Origin of the sequence: Streptomyces sp. NPDC048604 (assembly GCF_043199435.1) — a bacterium.
Lineage (GTDB): Bacteria > Actinomycetota > Actinomycetes > Streptomycetales > Streptomycetaceae > Streptomyces.
In genome coordinates, this window is the sequence record NZ_JBICVX010000006.1 from 312,536 (window position 1) to 327,834 (window position 15,299).

General features: G+C 69.3%; 17 protein-coding genes. 8 read left to right on the top strand and 9 right to left on the bottom strand.

The genetic code is table 11. The features are described 5' to 3' along the window. Positions 1-73: 73 nt before the first annotated feature. Positions 74-2,344 carry an MMPL family transporter gene (locus tag ACGFMM_RS15380; RefSeq protein ID WP_393646766.1) on the bottom strand — a complete coding sequence of 757 codons (2,271 nt, stop codon included), beginning with the start codon at positions 2,342-2,344 and terminating at the stop codon, positions 74-76. Positions 2,345-2,519: 175 nt separating this feature from the next. Between ACGFMM_RS15380 and ACGFMM_RS15385 the strand changes: the two genes are divergently transcribed. From ACGFMM_RS15385 to ACGFMM_RS15395, 3 genes are all read left to right on the top strand, one after another. Further along, positions 2,520-3,692 (top strand): sensor histidine kinase, encoded by a 1,173-nt coding sequence (locus ACGFMM_RS15385; protein WP_393646767.1) that lies wholly within the window; start codon positions 2,520-2,522, stop codon positions 3,690-3,692. Then, the gene (locus tag ACGFMM_RS15390; RefSeq protein WP_393646769.1) at positions 3,667-4,329 is read left to right on the top strand and encodes a response regulator; all 663 of its coding nucleotides are present in this window, start codon (positions 3,667-3,669) and stop codon (positions 4,327-4,329) included. Before ACGFMM_RS15385 ends, ACGFMM_RS15390 begins: the two co-directional genes overlap by 26 nt. 308 nt (positions 4,330-4,637) lie before the next feature. Beyond that, positions 4,638-4,970, top strand: coding sequence for a transposase family protein (locus ACGFMM_RS15395; protein WP_393646951.1), 333 nt, complete (start codon positions 4,638-4,640; stop codon positions 4,968-4,970). Here the strand turns inward: ACGFMM_RS15395 and ACGFMM_RS15400 are convergent. The 3 genes from ACGFMM_RS15400 to ACGFMM_RS15410 form a co-directional block, all read right to left on the bottom strand. Next, positions 4,888-5,424, bottom strand: a complete 537-nt coding sequence (locus ACGFMM_RS15400; RefSeq protein ID WP_393646770.1) for a hypothetical protein — start codon at positions 5,422-5,424, stop codon at positions 4,888-4,890. The two genes, ACGFMM_RS15395 and ACGFMM_RS15400, sit on opposite strands and share 83 nt — an antisense overlap. A 138-nt stretch (positions 5,425-5,562) precedes the next feature. Continuing rightward, positions 5,563-6,066: an N-acetyltransferase gene (locus tag ACGFMM_RS15405; protein ID WP_393646772.1), complete on the bottom strand. Its 504-nt coding sequence runs from the start codon at positions 6,064-6,066 to the stop codon at positions 5,563-5,565. Between the two features lie 153 nt (positions 6,067-6,219). Next, positions 6,220-7,059 carry an NAD(P)H-binding protein gene (locus tag ACGFMM_RS15410; protein ID WP_393646774.1) on the bottom strand — a complete coding sequence of 280 codons (840 nt, stop codon included), beginning with the start codon at positions 7,057-7,059 and terminating at the stop codon, positions 6,220-6,222. A gap of 80 nt (positions 7,060-7,139) precedes the next feature. On the opposite strand from ACGFMM_RS15410, the gene ACGFMM_RS15415 reads away from it, so the two are divergent. Next, positions 7,140-8,072 carry an AraC family transcriptional regulator gene (locus ACGFMM_RS15415; protein ID WP_393646776.1) on the top strand — a complete coding sequence of 311 codons (933 nt, stop codon included), beginning with the start codon at positions 7,140-7,142 and terminating at the stop codon, positions 8,070-8,072. Positions 8,073-8,137: 65 nt separating this feature from the next. Here ACGFMM_RS15415 and ACGFMM_RS15420 read toward each other — a convergent pair whose 3' ends face one another. The 4 genes from ACGFMM_RS15420 to ACGFMM_RS15435 all read right to left on the bottom strand — a co-directional run bounded on the left by ACGFMM_RS15420 (position 8,138) and on the right by ACGFMM_RS15435 (position 10,059). Continuing rightward, positions 8,138-8,419 carry a hypothetical protein gene (locus ACGFMM_RS15420; RefSeq protein WP_393646778.1) on the bottom strand — a complete coding sequence of 94 codons (282 nt, stop codon included), beginning with the start codon at positions 8,417-8,419 and terminating at the stop codon, positions 8,138-8,140. Between the two features lie 268 nt (positions 8,420-8,687). Continuing rightward, positions 8,688-8,945, bottom strand: a complete 258-nt coding sequence (locus ACGFMM_RS15425; protein ID WP_393646780.1) for a hypothetical protein — start codon at positions 8,943-8,945, stop codon at positions 8,688-8,690. Between the two features lie 153 nt (positions 8,946-9,098). Beyond that, on the bottom strand, positions 9,099-9,494 hold the full coding sequence (locus ACGFMM_RS15430) for an ArsR/SmtB family transcription factor (protein WP_393646782.1): 396 nt from the start codon (positions 9,492-9,494) through the stop codon (positions 9,099-9,101). Positions 9,495-9,684: 190 nt separating this feature from the next. Continuing rightward, positions 9,685-10,059, bottom strand: coding sequence for a hypothetical protein (locus ACGFMM_RS15435; RefSeq protein ID WP_393646784.1), 375 nt, complete (start codon positions 10,057-10,059; stop codon positions 9,685-9,687). Between the two features lie 534 nt (positions 10,060-10,593). Between ACGFMM_RS15435 and ACGFMM_RS15440 the strand changes: the two genes are divergently transcribed. After that, the gene (locus ACGFMM_RS15440; RefSeq protein WP_393646786.1) at positions 10,594-11,052 is read left to right on the top strand and encodes a hypothetical protein; all 459 of its coding nucleotides are present in this window, start codon (positions 10,594-10,596) and stop codon (positions 11,050-11,052) included. Positions 11,053-11,755: 703 nt separating this feature from the next. Here ACGFMM_RS15440 and ACGFMM_RS15445 read toward each other — a convergent pair. Continuing rightward, positions 11,756-12,346 (bottom strand): hypothetical protein, encoded by a 591-nt coding sequence (locus ACGFMM_RS15445; RefSeq protein WP_393646788.1) that lies wholly within the window; start codon positions 12,344-12,346, stop codon positions 11,756-11,758. 692 nt (positions 12,347-13,038) lie between these two features. On the opposite strand from ACGFMM_RS15445, the gene ACGFMM_RS15450 reads away from it, so the two are divergent. Genes ACGFMM_RS15450 through ACGFMM_RS15460 form a run of 3 tightly spaced genes read left to right on the top strand, consistent with a single transcriptional unit; the run spans position 13,039 to position 15,292 of the window. Beyond that, on the top strand, positions 13,039-13,578 hold the full coding sequence (locus tag ACGFMM_RS15450) for an ArsR/SmtB family transcription factor (protein WP_393646790.1): 540 nt from the start codon (positions 13,039-13,041) through the stop codon (positions 13,576-13,578). After that, the gene (locus tag ACGFMM_RS15455) at positions 13,575-14,978 is read left to right on the top strand and encodes an MFS transporter (RefSeq protein ID WP_393646792.1); all 1,404 of its coding nucleotides are present in this window, start codon (positions 13,575-13,577) and stop codon (positions 14,976-14,978) included. The genes ACGFMM_RS15450 and ACGFMM_RS15455 overlap by 4 nt, the downstream gene beginning before the upstream one ends. A 26-nt stretch (positions 14,979-15,004) precedes the next feature. Continuing rightward, a complete protein-coding gene (locus ACGFMM_RS15460) occupies positions 15,005-15,292 on the top strand; it encodes a transposase (protein WP_393646952.1) in 288 nt (95 codons plus the stop codon). Positions 15,293-15,299 lie beyond the last annotated feature (7 nt).

Here is a 15,299-nt window from a genome sequence, read left to right on the forward strand (position 1 = left end):
GGTGAACCTATGAGGTCACAGCACTAGGTGACGCGCTGAGGTGCCGGCCGCCAAGGGGCGGGCAGGAGTTGAGTCAACGGTCAGCCAGCCGTGGACGCAGGGCCTCACCCGAGGATTCCGCCTCGGTGTCGTCGGTGCCGACCGGGCCGCGGGGAAGCAGCCGGTCCAGCCACCCCGGCAGCCACCAGTTGGCCCGGCCGAGGAGTGTCATGGTCGCCGGTACCAGCACCATACGGACGACCGTTGCGTCGATGAGGATCGCGGTGGCCAGGCCGAGCCCGAACATCTTGGTGGAGGGGTCGTCGGCGACGGCGAAGGACAGGAAGACCGCCACCATGATGAGGGCGGCCGACGTGATGATCCGCGCGGTGCCCGCGACGCCCTCCACGATCGCCGTGCCGTTGTCGCCGGTGCGCACGTACTCCTCGCGCACCCGGGAGAGGAGGAACACCTCGTAGTCCATCGACAGGCCGAACAGGATGGCGAAGAGGAACATCGGGATGAACGACACGATCGGAACCGTCGCCTCCAGCCCGATGAGGGCGCCTCCCCAGCCCCACTGGAAGACCGCGACCATGATGCCGTAGGCCGCGCCGATGCTCAGCAGGTTCAGCAGCACCGCCTTGAGCGGTACGACGACCGAGCGGAAGACCAGCATCAGCAGCAGGAACGAGAGCGCCAGCACGGCGGCGACGAACAGCGGCAGGCGTTCGCTGGTGCGTCGGCCCACGTCGGACAGGCTCGCGGCGGCGCCGCCTACGTGCGCCCTGGCCGGGCCGTGCCCGATCGCCGCGGGCAGCACCTCGGTGCGCAGCCGGGAGAGGGTGTCGGCCGTGGCCTTGTCCTGAGGGCTGGTGGTCGGGAACACCACGAGGGTCGCGACGCCGGTGGCCCGGTCGATGCGCGCCGGCGTGACGGACGCGATGCCCGGATCCGCCGCGACCGTCGCGACGAGACGGTCCACCGCTCCCGGATCACCGGCGGGGTCCGCGGCGATGACGAGGGGACCGTTGGTGCCCGGGCCGAACCCCTCGGCGACGAGGTCGTAGGCGCGGCGCTCGGTACGGCTCTGCGGCAGTGAGCCGTCGTCGGGCAGACCGACGCGCAGGCCGAGTACGGGCAGCGTCGCCGTCAGCAGCAGCGCCGCCGCGCCGACCGCGTACGGCACCGGGTGCCGACCGACGTGCCCGATCCAGCGACGCCACCCGACGGCGGGGACGGCGCCTGCCACCGGGTCCCGCCGCCGTGCGAGTCGGCCCAGCTTCCTGGTCTGCAGAGCCCGGCCGATCCGGCCGGCCCGGCCCAGCCGCGGGCCCGCCGCGCCGAGGAAGGCCGGCAGCAGCGTCACCGACGCGAGCACCATCGTCAGGACGACGATCGACACTGCAACCCCGCCCACCGTCATGAACGGTACGTTCGCGACCGCCAGTCCGAGGATCGATACGACGACGGTGCCGCCGGCGAAGACCACCGGCCGCCCCGCCGTTGCCACCGCTCGTCCGGCCGCCTCGTGCGGATCGAGCCCGCGCGCGAGGTACTCCCGGTGCCTGGCGAGCACGAACAGCGCGTAGTCGATGCCCACTCCGAGCCCGACCATGCTGCCCAGGATCGGTGCGAAGGTGGGGACGTCGGTCACCCCCGCCAGTACCGTCATCGTGGCGATCCCGACGGTCAGTCCGAAGATCGCCATGCCGATCGGCAGCGCGGCGGCGACGAGCGAACCGAACGCCAGGAACAGGATCGTGGCCGCGGCGAGGAGGCCGATCAGCTCGCTCGTGCCGCCGTCGGGGTCGGAGAAGGCGTAGAAGAGGCTCCCGCCCATCTCGATGCGCAGGGGCAGTTCGGCGCGCAGCCGGTCGCCGAGATCGACGAGGGCGCCGAGGTCTTCGGCCGACAGCCGGCTCTGATCGGGGTACTGCACCCGGACGACCGCGATCCGCCCGTCGGCCGAGACGAGGCCGCCGCGCACGGCGGTGTCCCCGGCTGCGTCGAGCGCCCCGGCCGGGTCGCTCGTGCCGAGCACGTGCGGCAGCCGCTTCACCTCGGTCTGCAGCCGCGTGAGAGCGGTGCGCGCGCCGCCGTCGTCGAGGAACGTCGCACCGTCGTCGAGGGGGGTGACGACCACTTGGGCGGTCATTCCCTCCTGGCCGGTGCCGGCCCGCTCGATCAGTTGCGCGGCCCGTTGGGAGTCCAGTCCCGGAGCGGTCATCGAGTCCGCGGTCCGTCCGCCGAAGGCGACGGCGGCGAGGACGGCGAGCGTGGTGGCGATCAGCCATGCCGCGATCACCCGCCAGGGATGGCGGGCGGCGCTTGCGCCCAGGCGCAACAGGGCTTTCGAGAGCATCGGGTCCTCCAACCACCTCGTCGGCCGTCCTTGTACGGCCGCCGATGCCGAGGCTCCTCGCCACGGCGCTCCGCGGCATCGGCCCGCGGGCCGCGGATCCGTCGGCCCCGGGGCCGAGTGACACCCCGTACTTTCGGCCGATGCGCGGCACGGCGCGGCACCTAAGCTGAGAACCGTGCTGCGAGACGACCTGCGAACCCTGTGGACCGAACCCCGGCCGCCCGACGCGCCCGCCCGGGTGTGGCGGGACTGGGCGCTGCTCGCCGCGAGCCTGGGCGCTGTGGCGCTGGAGGCCACCCTGCGCGAGAACGTCGTGTGGCGGCCGGTGGCGGTGGTGTTCGCCGTGTGGCTGTGCCTGCTGCCCCTGTGGCGCCGGACCCGCCCGCTGGCGATGGTCACGCTGGGGTTCGGCTCGGTGATCCTGCTCCAGCTGGCCTCGCTGGTCGCCGCACCGCGCGAGCACGTCGGCCTGGACACCGGCATGGTCGTGCTCGTGCTGGTGTACGCGCTGCCCCGGTGGGGATCGGGACGGGAGATCGTGCTGGGCAGCGCGGTGATCCTCACGGCCTTCGCGCTGGGGGTGGTCGCGGACGACATCCCGGCCGCCGAACAGGTCGGGGGCTTCGTCTTCCTGTCGCTGCCCGGCTTGATCGGTGCCGCCGTGCGGTTCTGGGGGACCGCTCGCGAGCGACAGTTGGAGCAGGTGCGCTCCCGCGAGCGTGAGCAGCTCGCCCGGGAACTGCACGACACGGTGGCCCACCACGTTTCGGCCATGGTGATCAGCGCCCAGGCAGGCCGGGTGCTCGCGGGCACCGACCCGTCCGCCGCCGTCGAGGCGCTGGAGGGGGTCGAGGAGGAAGGGGCGCGCACGCTGGAGGAGATGCGCGCCATGGTCGCCGCGCTGCGCGACCGCGAGGCCGGCGCCGAGCTGGCGCCGCCCGCCGGTGTCGCGGATCTGGAGCGCCTGGTGCGCACCCCGGGTGGTCGCCTCAGGGTCGACCTGGGTCTCGACGGCGAACTGGACACGCTGCCCCCGGCCGTGGACGCGGCCGTGTACCGCATTGTGCAGGAGTCCGTGACCAACGCCATGCGCCATGCGGTCGACGCGACCGAGGTCGTCGTCCGGGTCACCGCGGAACGGCACACGGTACGGGTGAGCGTGCGCGACAACGGCCACCGTACCGGCCGAGGCCGTGCCGGATACGGACTCACGGGACTGCTCGAGCGCGCGACGCTGCTCGGCGGCACACTGCAAGCCGGCCCCGGCGCCGACCAGGGCTGGCATGTCGAAGCCGAGCTGCCGAGAGGGAGGACCGAGAGCGGTGCCCATTCGCGTCCTCGTCGCTGACGACCAGACGATCATCCGCACCGGGTTGCGGATCATGCTGAACGCCCAGCCCGGCATCGAGGTGGTCGGCGAGGCCGCCGACGGTGAGGAAGCGGTACGTCTGGCGCGCGAACTGCGCCCCGATGTCTGCCTGTTCGACATCCGCATGCCCGTGATCGACGGGCTCGAGGCCACCCGGCTGGTCGCCGGCCCGGGCGTCGCCGACCCGCTGGCCGTGGTCGTCATCACCACGTTCGACCTCGACGAGTACGTCTACGGCTCACTGCGTGCCGGCGCCCGCGGATTCCTCCTCAAGGACACGGGACCGGACCTTCTGGCGCAGGCCGTACGGTCGGCGTCCGACGGTGAGGCGCTCATCGCGCCCAGCGTCACCGTCCGTCTGCTCCAGGCATTCGCGGACCTGCCCGCCGGCCGGCCCGTGGCCCAGCCGGTCTCCCCCGTCACCGCCCGCGAGGAGCAGGTGCTCCTCGCCGTCGCTCGCGGGCTGACCAACACCGAGATCGCCGATGCACTGCACATCAGCCTCAGCACGGTGAAGACGCATCTGGCCAGCCTGATGGCCAAACTCGGCGCCCGCAACCGGGTCGAGATCGCGATGTGGGCCTACGAAACGCGCCGTATCCTCCCCGGAACCTGAGCCGGGTGCCGGGCCATGTCCCATGAGTCCCCGCCCGGACACCAGTGCGCCCGGTCGGCTCACGTCGCCTCCACGTGCATCACCCGCCCCGGAGCGTGACCACCAGCAGGCCGGAACCGGGACGGTGAGACACCCGATACGACAAGACTCCCGACAGCTACCTCGCCAGTCTCCACCTGCACGCCTCGATGATCTGGATCAAAGACCTTCACCAGGACCACCCGATGATCACGACTCGATACGCGCCCTAGCTGTATTGACCCGCAGCGTTGTTGACGCGGCTGATGGGCGGCTTGCCGTCGAGTGCGGTGTGGCAGCGGTGGTTGGCCCCCCTCGTCCATCTCCGTCACGGTGCCACTCACGATGTACCGACCTGCTGGTTCAGCGTGGACCGTTCAACCATCACCCGAGCCATCGGCGAGGTGCGGCCCCTGCTTGCCGAGCGGGGGTGCACCGTCAGTCGCGACGTGCGGCACTGCGGACCCTGGCTGAGGTCGTCGCACCTCGGTGCCACCGGGAGCACCGGCATCGTCGACGGCACTGAGAAGTCCATGGTGGTCACGGACAGCGAGGGGCGCGTGCTGTGGTGCAGCCCGACCGATCCGGGAAGCTGCGCAGAAAGTTTCGCGCCGCAGAGGTGATTCGGTCGCGAATGTGCTGCCGATCCGGAGGTTGACCCTTCGGCGAGTCGAGCGCTCTCGCCAGATCAACGATGGGCTGCAGCGCGTCGGGGTAGTCGAGTTCGGCTGCAGACTCCTGATAGATCAGCTTGGCTCCGTGTTCAGGATCGAGTCGGCATGCCACGATCTGGCCGGCCCACCACCGGGCTGCGGTCCATCGCGCCTTTGCAAGATTGCCCGAGGCCGGCGGCAGCAGACCCAACTCTTCCAGCACAAGATCGAACAGCGCGCGGGCCTGGGAGTACTCACCACGCGCGAGGCCGGCCAGCAAGGGAAGCGAGGGAGCCTCGACGTCGGCCATCAGGGCGTCCAGGCCCAGCTGGACCAGATAAGCGTCCGAGGGGTGCTGCCAGGGTTCCATGGACAAGTCTGCAGCGGCCATGCGGATCAGGCTGATCGCTACTACCGCGTCCACGCACTCGCCCCCTCATCATCCTTCCGTAGAGACAAGACCTGTCACCGAGAGCCGTGCGGTTGATCAGGTGGCAAGCAATCCGCGCTTGCGTAGTAGGCAGAAACTGACTCGGCCGAACATCTGGCGTTCGACAACCACTTACGCGTCGGGATGCTCCGGCAGGGCGAGCCATTCCGACCAGGAGATCTCGCGCCCGAGGAAGCGCGGCTGCTCGAACGGCCAGTCGGCGGCGATCCACTGCGGCACCAGCGCGTCGAAGGCCTGCTCGACCTTGCTGCCCACCAGCTCGTCCACCACCCACCAGGAGATCTCGCCGTCCGCGCCGGCCCTCTCCGGTGGGTCGATGTAGACACAGCCGAGCAGAGCTGTCTCCGCCGCGTCGAACAGCGCGTAGTTGAAGGACTGGTGTGCGGCGATCTCCTTCTCGTGCCGCAACAGGTCGGCCTGGTCGGCCTCGTACGTCATGGTGGCCGCGGGCCAGCCCCAGGCCGGGCCGAAGATGGTCCACAGCCGCTCGCGCGAACCCATCACAGCCGGATAGTCGAGCGGGGTGTCCGCCTCCCGGATCGGCCGCAGGTGATGGCCACCGCCCGGCAGCGGCACCAGGACGGGGTGGACGAAATCATCGGGAAGCCAGCTCATGGCGCCCGACCGTAGCAGCGCGCGGCCGACCGCTCCCCTGGATTTCCCCCCGTATACCGCCAGGCCCTGCTCTCATGCCGGGCAGGGCCCGGGATCACCGATCGAGACTCCCGTTCGATCGACAGACTCCGTGATCGGCATGGCAACGGCTTCTCAGTCGCGCCACGCCCCGGCACACGCTTTCACATAGTCAGTGAAGTCGCGCGGTTGTCGGCCGAGAGCGCGCTGCACTCCGTCGGAGAGGTGGCTGTCCATTCCGCGTCGGATCGGGCTCACCGCCTCCGCGTAGTCCTCCACCTCAGCGGCTGCCAATCCCTGCCCGGTGAGTTCCGCGGCGAACGCTGCGGGGGACAGCGGGACGTAACGGATGTCGCGGCCGGTGGCCTCGGAGATCTCGGCGACGGCTTGCGCGATGGTCAGGGCCCGGGGCCCGGAGAGTTCGTAGGTCTGCCCGTCGTGGCCGTCCTCGGTGAGTGCCGCGACCGCGACCGCAGCGATGTCGTCGGCATCGACGAAGGAGACGGCGCCGTCCCCGGCCGGCAGCCTCAGCTCACCGGCGAGGACCGCGTCCAGGAAGACGCCCTCGCTGAAGTTCTGTGCGAACCAGGCAGGCCGCAGAATCGTCCACGCGACACCGCTGTCGCGCACCGCGCTCTCCCCGTCCATGTGCGTGGCACCGGCGACATTGGCCTCGCCGGAGTATCCCGGCACATCCACGCCGCGCCCCGACAACAGCACGACGCGTTCAATGCCGCGCTCAACGGCTCGCTCCACGAAGGGGCGTGTGAGGAGTTGCCCGTCGAGCGGCACGAGGTACACCGTCTTCACACCGTCCAGCGCGGAATCCCAGGTGGTGCGGTCGAGCCAGTCGAATCGCGGTTCACCGACGCGCGATGCCACTCGGACGCGAGCGCCCCGCGTTCGCAGCAGGGTCAGGACGCGGCTCCCGGTCGTCCCCGTGGCGCCGGTCACCAGAATTGTTTGCTTGGTCATGGGGCCAGTGAAGTCATCCCTCGCAAGATGATCCATGGCTCGGGAACTCACTTCGATGTCTATGCGTCTACGCTAGCTCCGTGGATGTGCTCTCCGACCTGCTCGACGGCGTGAGGGCACGAGGTGCCCTGTTCCGGCGGACCGTCATGGACCAGCCGTGGTCCTTATGCTTCGCCAGCGGTTCACCGCTGACGCTGGCCACCATGCTGCGCGGCCGGGCGTGGATCATTCCCGCCGATGGCGAACCGGTGCCGGTCGGCACCGGAGACATCACGGTCATCCGCGGCCGGGCGCCATATACGGTCGCGGACGACCCGGCCACCCCGCCGCAGGTCGTGATCGACAGCACCGATTACTGCCTTCGCGACCCCCAAGACGACCCCGACGACGACCCCGACATCGACCCGGACGGCTCAGCCCTCCTTCTCAGCGGCGCCTACACCGGCCGGGGCGAGATCAGCGAGCGGCTGCTCCACGCGCTACCCGAAGTGCTGGTGGTCCGCAGCGCCGACGTTCACCCCCCACTTCTGCCTCTGATGGTCGAGGAGATCATCAGAGACAGCCCCGGCCGGCACGTGATGCGCGACCGGCTGCTCGACCTGATGCTCCTTTCCACGTTGCGGACCTGGTTCGATCAGTCCGAAGCGCACGCGCCCGCGTGGTATCGAGCGATGGACGACCCGGCAGTAGCCCACGCTTTACGACTGCTCCACGCCGATCCGGCCCACCCATGGACCGTGGCGAACCTGGCGGCCAGAACGGGACTGTCCCGCGCCGCGTTCGCCCGCCGCTTCACCGCACAGGTCGGCGAACCACCGATGACCTACCTCACCTCATGGCGCATCGACTTGGCTGCCGACCTGCTACGCGAAACAGATGCCACGGTCGGCTCGATCGCCCGGAGGGTCGGCTACGCCAACACCTTCGCACTGAGCGTCGCCTTCAAACGACTTCGCAGCATCACTCCGACCGAGCACCGCGCCACAGGGCAACCAATCTTGAGTCTCGGCTGAACGCCAACGTTCGCCAACTCAAGCGCTCACCTGCGGCTCGGCCGGCCGGTTCACGGCCGGCCGGTTCAGTTCACCTTCTCCATCGGCAGCCGCTTGCGCCGCACACGCAGTTCACGTGTCGTCAGCTCGACTCGCTGGTCCTTCTTCGGGTACCAGACGACGCCGATCCCGAACGGAACCCACAGCAGGACCCCGATCATCGGCAAGACCAGAGCGTCGCCCCATGATCGGAGCAGCCCGCCGTCCAGCAGGTACAGGGCCCCGAAGACCAGAACCCACTTCGCCGTCATCCGCCAGAACCCGGTGCCCTGCCGGTACAGGACCCGCCACTTCTTTGTCATTGACATGTCCGCACGCTATCCGCCGCCCCGCAGCGCACCAACAGAGCCCGCTGTCCGTCAAGGCCACTCTCAGACCCGGGCAAGCCTGCGGTGATGCCATGAGAGTCAGCAGAGGAGCGCGGTTGCGCGTGCAGCGGGAGAGTTGCTGCCGTACCTCTGCCCGGGACGGCGCGGCTTCGCCGCTGGGCAACCGGCCCGAGACATCAGCCAGCCGCCGGCCCAGCATCTGGGCCACACACCCCTGAAAGGCACTCCCGCTGTGTAGTTGCTGGTTTCAGGCAGGGTCGCCCTCAAGGCGAGCGAGCTCGCCCCGCCACCGCTCGATGTGGACCATGAGCTGCTCGCGGTCGCGTGCGGGCACCGCCCGCTTGGCGTCGCGGAGCGCCATCACCTTCCGCCACCACTCCTCTCGCTCCTCGGCCGTGGGTGCCGTGTCGGACAGGTGGACGAACAGGCCGGCGAGCCGGGTCGCCGTGTCGGCGAAGACGTCGTAGACCGTGGCGGTCGGGGTGTTCTCGTACGGGTCGTACATGCTGGCTCCTGTCGGTGTGCGGATCCCTGAAATCGGCCCGGGCCACCCCGGATCGCCGGATCATCACCAGCTCGGACCCGCCGCGCCCATCGGGTCGATGAGCAACTCACCAGCCTCCGTAACGGCCTCGGCCGGGACGAGGCCCACCCATGGTCATCTCGACCGCCCAGCCGTTCCGGATCTCGGAGGGGGGAATGCCGAGGACTCCGCCGGGTCCGAGCCGTCGGTGTGCCGGAGCTCGGCGAGGAGTTCGTTCTGTCCGGCCAGGAGTTCGGTGAGGATGCGACGTGCGGCGCGCAGGAGTTCCGCCACGTCGCCGCCGGCGAGGGCGTAGCTGACGGTGGAACCGTCACGCATGGAGATCACGATGCCGGACCGTCTCAGTACCGCGAGTTGCTGGGAGAGGTTCGACGGTTCGATCTCGATCTCCTTCAGGAGTTCGCGTACGGGTACGGGACCGTGTTGGAGCAGCTCCAGTACACGGATCCGGACGGGATGCCCGAGCATGCGAAAGAACTCCGCCTTGGCCTGATACAGCGGCATCTGCATGCGACCACACTCCCAACCCGCGGTTTGGCCATTCCAGGGCCTGCAGCTGGACCTGCCGGATCTTCGGTGCCCAGCTCCACCCATTCTCCCGCTTCCTGGCCCGCCCGCCCTGGCCTGATCACATTCAGATGTGCCGAGTTGAAGACTCTTTCAACTCAAGGGCAGGCGGAGCCAGGAAACAAGGGGACGGCTACACCTCCAGTTCCGCCTCGATGCTCTTGAGCTGGTGCCGGGCCATGGCCAGGTTCGCCCGGCCCTTGTCCAGGACGAGGTACAGGAACAGGCCGTTGCCCCCGCGGCCCCGGATCAGCCGCATCAGGTGGTACTGGCTGCCGAGGGTGATCAGCACATCCTCGATGTCGTCCTTGAGGCCCAGCATCTCCATCGTGCGGACCTTCGCCCGGATCACGTCGGTGTTCCCCGCCGCCGCCACCGTCAGATCGAGATCCTTGCTCCCGCCCAGCGTTCCGAGCGCCATGCCGCTCGTGTAGTCGACCAGCGCTGCCGCCACGCTCCCCTCGATCGAGGTCATCGCCTCCTTCAGAGCCGTCTCCACAGTCAGCATCCGTACCCACTCCCTCTGTTCTGGACGACGCCGGCCGGCCTCACACCCCGGCCGAGTGATGACCGCAGACGCTACCGACACGTTGCAAGGAGTTACGGAAACACCGGGAATATGGCAGGAATCAACCCCTCGTGTCCTAGGATTCGCCCCGCGAAGTCCCCGTCGACGCACCGCCCGAGATGAGAGCACCATGGCGTGCGGGGGCCAGGCCGAACGAGCCGAGTCGGGCCCTTGGAGCAGGCGGGTGGTGTGGCCGATGCGCATCGTCCACGGGTCGCCGATCGCCGGCGGCCGGCTCGAGGCCCGAACACCGCATTTGGCGGGCGTGGTCACATCATCGGCCCTGACTGGCTGGTGCCGACGCTCGCTGGTGCTCCCGGCCTGCGGGTTCCGCGGCGTGCGGGTGCGCTCTTGGCGCGGATGGATCGCGTGCTGCGGTCGTACGGGGCGGACGGGTGATTGCCGGTTGCCGGTGCGCGAGGAGGGCCTGACACCAGTGGGGTATCCCTCGCCACATCCCTCAGCAACCTCTCCGTGGACTTGGCAGAGGTGGGGCGGCCGGAGGAGGGTCTGATCGCCATTCGGGAGGCCATCGCCGTCCGTCGTACGCTCGCCGGGGCCTACCCCGCACTCTCGCAGCAGGTCTCCAACAGTCCCTGCAGATCAAGGCCTTGCCCGAGGATCTTGCGCCGTAGGGCGAGCGCCCCGCAGACCGGCACGGACGACGCCCCGAAGAAGAGGGCCGGAATCCCGCCCGAGCCCAACGCCGTTGAGCGTGAAGTGATCCTCAGGGCCCTCAATGCCGTCAACCCCGCTATCACCGCCGATGAGGACAAGGCGATCAGCAACGCCCGCAACCAGTGCTCCACCATCTCCGGCGGCGGCAACGCCACAGAGACCGCGAAGCAGCGGTTCTCCACCAGCGAGCACCAGGTCACCGATGCCGAGGCCATCACCATCAACGCCGCCCTCAAGGGCACGCTCTGCCCATGAGCGCGCCAAGTCCCAGAAGACCCTTCCGGGCTGCGCCTTGTGTACCGCAGACTCTGACCACCAGGGGGACGCGCCCTGGCCGAGGCAGCCGACCGTTCGCGACGCTGGGTACGAGGACGGCATGTCCCGAAGGCGGCGACACGCCATCTATGACGACTGCCGCTCACTCGCCGACCGGCCTGCCCGCGTCGTCGCCGCGGACGGGCCTCCGGTGCAAGGAGGTACCCCTATGGTCACCTCCGCCCCACTGGTAGGAAGACCCCGGGGCCTGGCGCACCTCACCCGGACCCGGGGGGTGGGATCTGAGGACGCTCTGGCGCTCGCTTCACCGAATCGCCAGGCTGGGTCCTCGCCCGCCGGCGTCAGCTCGGTGACCAGATCTGCGCGGCCGGCCTCCACGCCAACCTCACGCAACAGGCTGTTGTGAACTCCATTGGGGTGGAGCGGCCCAACTGGCCTTCGAGGTCGGTGGACAGCAAGGCCCGCGGGTCCTCGAGACATCTCGCCCTTCGACAGTGGCAGTTTGGGCTCTGGCTCGATTTCCGTGAAGCCGGCACGCCGAGTGACGGCTGACGCTCACGCCAACCTCCTGGGATTTGCCTAGTGAGCCGTGCGAGCCTTGGCGTGGATGCCGATGCCGATGCCGATGCCGCGCCCCGCCCTCCGGATGAGGTTCGGGCCGAGGAGAGGTGTCGCCAGGTGGTCAGGCGATGAAGTCGTGGAGGGCAGGCAGCGGATCGGTCGTCTCGACAGATCCGATGTAGACCACGGCCTCCTCGAACTGGAAGTAGGAGAGCCCTTCGTGGCGTGGGCCGATGACGAGAAGCTTGCTCCCGCGGCGCCAGGCGGCGTGCCGCCAGTCGCCGGGTCCCATGGCCAGGGTGCCGCCTTCGGACCTGAGGTCATGCTCTGGGGGACCAAGTCGCTGAGTGAATCCGGTGATAGCGGCGTCGATCTGCGCGTCGAACACCTCGCGTCCGGCGTTCTCGTGGCTGGACCAGCCGGGCAACATGCCCCAGAAGTCCTCAGCCCAGTCCTCGCCGCCAACCCAGTAGAAGTGGGCAAACGACAGGGCGAGGTGATCCCCGACGTAGGCGAGATGACCTTCGGCGGTGACGAGAGTGTCTTCCAACGGCAAGCCGTCGCCTTCGCACCAGCCCAGACGCTGCAATGCCACCTCGGGGACCGTTCGGTCGTCCCAAGGCAGTTCTGCCAGGCCGACGATCTGTTCCACCAAGAGGGGTGTGACGGGGCAGGCGGCGACGTGATCGGCGATCGAGTCCTCGTCTGTCATGGCAGAACGGTATCCAGGCGCTGTGACGACATCGACGCCCCACCCCCTGCAAACCTCCGGCCGGTCCGAAGTGTCATCCCAACCGATGACTGAGCGTGCCCGCATTGCAGAAGTTGAGCCAGAACCCGAGTTCGGGAGGCATCCGTCCCGCTGAGCCGATGGGTGCGCCAGGTTCTCGTGCAGCGAGGTGAAACTGACCTCGCGCGTACGGAGTTCAGCGACCGTGTTGATGAGGTCTTGGAGGCGTCGAGCTGCCGCTCGGGCTTCTGCCCGCCGGTGGAGACCCGCGCGTATCCGATCTTGATCTCGGTACGGACGAGGGGGTCGGCGACGAGGAGTTCGGGGTGGCCGGGCGGCCCCGGGAGGTCACTCACGACCCCGGACCATGTCAGAAGACGGTGGTCCGCAGTTCTTGAACCACCCAGGTTTTGAAGGGTTTTCAGACCTATGCGGGGCCGCCCGGCCCCCTGCCCCGCGATCTTCAGAAGACGAGGGTTTCTTGACGACTCAAGGACTCGGGCGGTGCGGCTGAGCTTCCGCGACAGGCGGAGCGAAGGTGCCCGGGTGCGGGTTGAACGAGGTCGAGAAGGAGAGTGCAGGAGCGAAGGCCTCGCCTGCTGCTGGACAGCCGATTCCGGAAGCCGAACAAAAATCCCTTGCCCAATGGTCAAGAAGTGTTGACCATTGGGGGCATGCCTACCGATGATCTTCCCGAGACGTTCCACGTCACCACTGACGAGCAGTTGCGCGCCGTTTCCAATCTCACGCGTCACCGGATCATGGCCATGCTCCGCTTCGAGCCCGCGACGATCACACAGATCGCCGAGCGAGTGGGCCTTGCGAAGGGGAGTTCGAGCTACCACGTACGGCTGCTGGAGCGGGCCGGCCTGGTGAAGGTGGTGCGAACGCGGAAGGTCCGGGGGGTCACCGAGCGGTACTACGCAATGGCCGCGCGGGCGATCGTGCTGCCGGATCCGGGCGAGGGAGGCCCGGATGTGCTGATGCGGCATGCGGTGGCGGACCTGGAGGCAGCGCCGGCGGACGGCGAGCGGCACGTGGGGATGACGCATCTGCGGCTCACCGAGGAGCAGTTCGCGGAGCTGGGGGCGCGGCTGGAGGCACTGGCGGACGAGTACCGGGAGCTGTCCGATCCGTCGCTGCCGGACGCCTCACTCGTCTTCGCACTGTTCCACCCGGCGCGGCGCGACCAGGCCGAGGGGGACGCCAAGTGACTTCGGACGTACGAAAGTTGCCGACCGGGTTCGGGCGGCTGTGGACTGCGCAGACGGTGTCCTCGCTCGGTGACGGGGTGACGCATGCCGCGCTGCCGCTGCTCGCGTTGACGTTGACGCGGGATCCGATGGCGCTCGCCGTCGTCACGGCCGCCGGAACGCTGCCGTGGCTGCTCTTCGGGGTGCTCGGTGGTGCGCTGGTGGACCGCTGGGACCGTCGGCGCACCATGTGGGTCACGGACGCGGCGCGTGCGGTGCTGCTCGCGATACCGGCGGCGGCGGCCGCTCTCGACGTGCTGAGCATTCCACTGCTCGCGGCCGTCGCCTTCCTCCTCGGCCTCGGCGGACTCTTCTTCGACACCGCCGCCACGGCCTACCTGCCGGACCTGCTCGGACGCGACCCCGCACTCCTGGAGCGTGCCAACTCCCGCCTGCGCGGTACCCAGACCGCCGCGTCCGGATTCGCCGGGCCGCCCGCGGGCAGTGCCCTGCTCGCGCTCGGGCGGGCGGTCCCGCTGCTCGCCGACGCGGTCTCGTTCGCGCTCTCCGCACTGCTCGTACGGTCGCTGCCCGCCGCACCCCGGCCCGTACCGCAGGCCCGTGAGTCGCTGCTGCGGCAGGCGCGGGCCGGTGCCTCGTACGTATTCCGGGATCAGCTGCTGCTCGGACTCGCGCTGCGTCCGGCGGTCGGGAACATCGCCTTCCTCGCCGTGGAGACCGTACTCGCCCTCTTCGCGCACGACCGTCTCGGCATCGACACCTTCGGCTTCGGCCTGCTCCTCACGGCGGAGGCCACCGGCGGCCTGCTCGGCGCGGGCATCGCCTCCTTCCTCGGCCGACGACTCGGCACCGGCACCGCACTGACCTGCACAGCCACAGTCGAGGGGCTCGCCATCCTGGGCCTTGCCGCCGCCCCGAACCCATACGTCGCCGGCCTCGCGCTCGCCGTCTGCGGCGCGGGCATGGGCGCCACGATGGTGCTCGGCCCCTCCCTCCGACAGGCGATCGTCCCCGCCCACCTGATGGGCCGGGTCGCCTCCACCTCCCGCATGCTCGCCATGTGCGCCGCCCCGTTCGGCGCCTTCCTCGGCGGCTGGCTGGCCACCGCCTACGACGTACGCACCCCGCTCTACACTGCCGCCGCCCTCCTCCTCACCATGACCACCGTCACCGCGACCATGACGAGCAACCGCCGGGTTGAGGCGGCGCTGCGTGCCGCCGCCCCGGCCGGTGATCCAGATCACCCGGAATCCCGGGATCCCCTGGCAGATCGCGCGGGCCAGGCGGTGGCGGGACTCCTGCACGGTGAGCTGCTGCTCCATCAAGCGGCGGTAGGTGTCATCGACCGGGTCGACCACGGCGAGCAGGTGCATGGTCTTATCGAGAACGGGCCGGCCTGAAGGAGGTCCTGGGCCGCTGCCCCGAACTGGACACGGCAGCCGGACACGTCCGCGACTTCGGCGAGATTCTCACCGACCGCCTCGGCTCCACGCTCCCCACCTGGATCGACGCAGTTGACGCCAGCCGGCTACCCGGTCTCACCGGCTTCGCGCTCCATCTGCTCCGAGATCTCGACGCCGTGACCGCCGGGCGTACTCTCGACTGGAGCTCCGGCAGCATCGAGGGCACCGTCAACCGCATCAAGAAGATCAAGCGGCAGCTCTACGGCCGAGCCGGATTCGGACTGCTCCGCAAGATGATCCTGCTCCAGTGACGCTCCG